The sequence below is a fragment of the Streptomyces sp. MnatMP-M17 genome (genome assembly GCF_900091995.1).
Lineage (GTDB): Bacteria > Actinomycetota > Actinomycetes > Streptomycetales > Streptomycetaceae > Streptomyces.
In genome coordinates this window covers 1-2,627 of sequence record NZ_FMDK01000695.1, presented here as the reverse complement: position 1 = coordinate 2,627, position 2,627 = coordinate 1, and the positions used below count along the sequence as shown (strand labels likewise).

General features: G+C 73.2%; 1 protein-coding gene and 1 pseudogene. One reads left to right on the top strand and one right to left on the bottom strand.

Features of this window, described 5'->3' with window-relative positions; genetic code table 11:
* Positions 1-1,912 (top strand): annotated as a pseudogene (locus tag GA0115259_RS40650) (AfsR/SARP family transcriptional regulator); the annotation flags it as partial.
* 31 nt (positions 1,913-1,943) lie between these two features.
* On the opposite strand, the gene GA0115259_RS42955 reads toward GA0115259_RS40650, so the two are convergent.
* Entirely contained in the window at positions 1,944-2,363 is a 420-nt protein-coding gene (locus GA0115259_RS42955) for an NPCBM/NEW2 domain-containing protein (RefSeq protein WP_345941038.1), read from the bottom strand.
* Between the last annotated feature and the right edge of the window lie 264 nt (positions 2,364-2,627).

Here is a 2,627-nt window from a genome sequence, read left to right as displayed (position 1 = left end):
CAGAACCGTACTGCCACGCCAGCAGACCTTGCGCGCCGTGGTCGACTGGTCCTGGGACCTGCTGGACGAGCGGGAACGTACGGTGCTGCGCCAGGTGTCCGTCTTCGCGGGGGGCTGGGATCTGACGGCGGCGGAGGCCGTATGTGCCGAGGTTCCGGCCGCGCCGGCCGCGCCGGCCGCGCCGGGTGCGCCGGGTGCGCCGGGAGTGGCTGCTTCCTCGGGAGTGGATTCTTCCGCCGTGCCCGATCTGCTCGGCGCGCTGGTCGACAAGTCGCTCGTCGTGGCCGCGCCGGCGCCCGGTCCCGACGGCGGGATGCGGTACCGCCTCCTGGAGACCATCCATGAGTACGCCGTCGAACGCGCTGCCGAGGCCCCGGCCGTACGGGCCGCCGCGGAGCGCGCCCACACGGCATACTTCACCGGCCTGGCGGAGACGGCCGAGCCGCGTCTGCGCTCCGGCGAACAGCTCCCATGGATCCGCCGTCTTGAGACCGAGCTCGACAACATCCGCGCGGCCCTCCACCGTGGCGTTCTGGCGCGCGACGAGGAGTCCACGCTGCGGCTGGTCTTCGCCATGGGCTGGTTCTGGTGGCTGCGCAACTACCGTCCCGAGGGCCTGTCCTGGACGGAACACGCCCTGGCCCTGGGCCCTGCCGAGCCGGCCCGCCCGGACGACCCGGATGAATCGGAGGACCCGGCCGACCACCAGGACGCGAGCCGCGCGGACGGTCCGGAGGACTCGGAGGACCCGGAGGACCCGGACAACGCCCTGTACTGGTCCCGGATGCGGCTCCAGGTACTGCGCCTCTTCCTCATCGGTGAGAGCGGCCAGAGCGAGAAGCTACGCACCGACCCGCACCTCCAGAGGACCGTCCGGCGGATTCTGCGCGCCTTCAGCAGACCTGGTCCGCAGTCGGCCCGCTTCCCGGGGCTGCTCTGGTGGCTGCTCGCCCATCTCTTCGACCGGACGGTCGACATGCGCGCCTTGATCGATGCCTCCATCGCCAACTGCCGTGAGCACGGCGGCGACTGGGAGGTCGGCATCATGCTGATGGGACGCGCCAACATGATGGTCGACGTGCCCGGCGGGCTGGCGGGCGTCGACGAGGACCTGGCCGAGCTGCGCGAGGTGAGCCGCCGCGTCGGTGACCGCTGGATGCTTGCCCAGGTGGCGAGTGCCAGAGGCGAGGCGAGCACGGTGCGCGGACGGTACGAGGAGGCGCGCGGCGCGTACGAGGAAGCGCTGCGCTTCGCCCGCGCGGTCGGAGCACACGCCGAGGCGCCGTACCTGCTGGCCCGTCTCGCCGAACTGTCCTACCGGGCCGGTGACACGGCCGCGGCGGAGAAGGGCCTGGACGAAGCGTTCGCCGAGGCCGAGCGCCACCACGTCCAGGACGCGCTTGCCTTCGTGTACTTCATGCGCGCGGTCCTCGCCCTCGACCGAGGTGAGTCCGGGCGGGCCGGAGCGCTGCTGGACCGGGCGCGGCGCGCGGCGGAGCAGGGCTCACCGCCGCCGCATTTCACGGCCGGAGTCGACGCGCTGGACGCGCGGATCTCCCTGCACGAGGGCGCGGGACCGGTCGCGGCGGCGCGCTCGCTGGCAGCCGTGCTGCGTGCGGCGAGGGAGAGCCGGCTCTCGGACAACGTCGTCGCCCAGCTCGCCGAGCTGGGAGCGCCGATGCTGCTGCTCGCCGATGAGCCCGGACCGGCCGTACGGCTGCTTGCCGCCACCGCCGCCTGGCGGGCCGACTGCCCGCGTTCCGTACCGGAACGGGCCGAGGCGGAGAGGACCGAGGCGCGCGCCCGCGAGGTGCTGGGCCCTCGGCGGTACGAGACGGAGCGCGAGGCGGGACGGCCCCTCACTCCGGCCCAGGTCGTGGATCTGCTGGAGCTGGAGCTGGAGCTGCCGTAGCTGGCGGATCCGCCGTAGCTGCCAGGATGCGTCAGAGGCAACTGATCCGGGACTGCGCCCAGTCGGCCAGCGCCACCGCGCCGAGCGGCCGGTACGGCTCGACCACCAGCCGGATCGTCTTCCGTCCCGAGATGCCCACCTGTACGGGTACGGCCGGATCGCCGCCGCGCAGCACGGGCGAGCGCCAGAGCCGTTCGCCGTCGCCGTACAGCGAGAAGCGCACGGAACCGAGGCGCCGCGTCAGATCGTCCACGCCGACCAGGGCCGCATAGGTGGCACAGCTCCGGTTGAGATCGATGGTGACCGACGACGACGCGTGCGTCGTGACGCCATGTGCGTACCGGGTGCCGCCGATGGACAGGCCGGAGCGCTGCCACATCCAGCTGCTTCCGATGAGCCGCACCTCGGGCTTGGTCTTGTCGCCGAAGAGGTCGTACGACAACTGGTTCACCTGATAGTCCGCCGGAGGGGGAGGCGGTGGCGGCTTCGGGCTCGGCGTGGGCTTCGGCGGAGGCGGTACAGGCGGCACCGGCGCCTTGGTCGGCACCGGCGGCGGACTGGGCTTGGCGGGCGTCGGCCTGGCGGGAGTGGGCTTCGGCTTCGGTTTCGGGGCCGGTTTCGCCGAGGGCGACGGCGTCGGCTGCTGCGCGGAGGGCGCGGGCTCCGGCGCGGGCGGCCTGGGCGACGGGGGCGGCGGAACCGGCTTCTGCGGGAG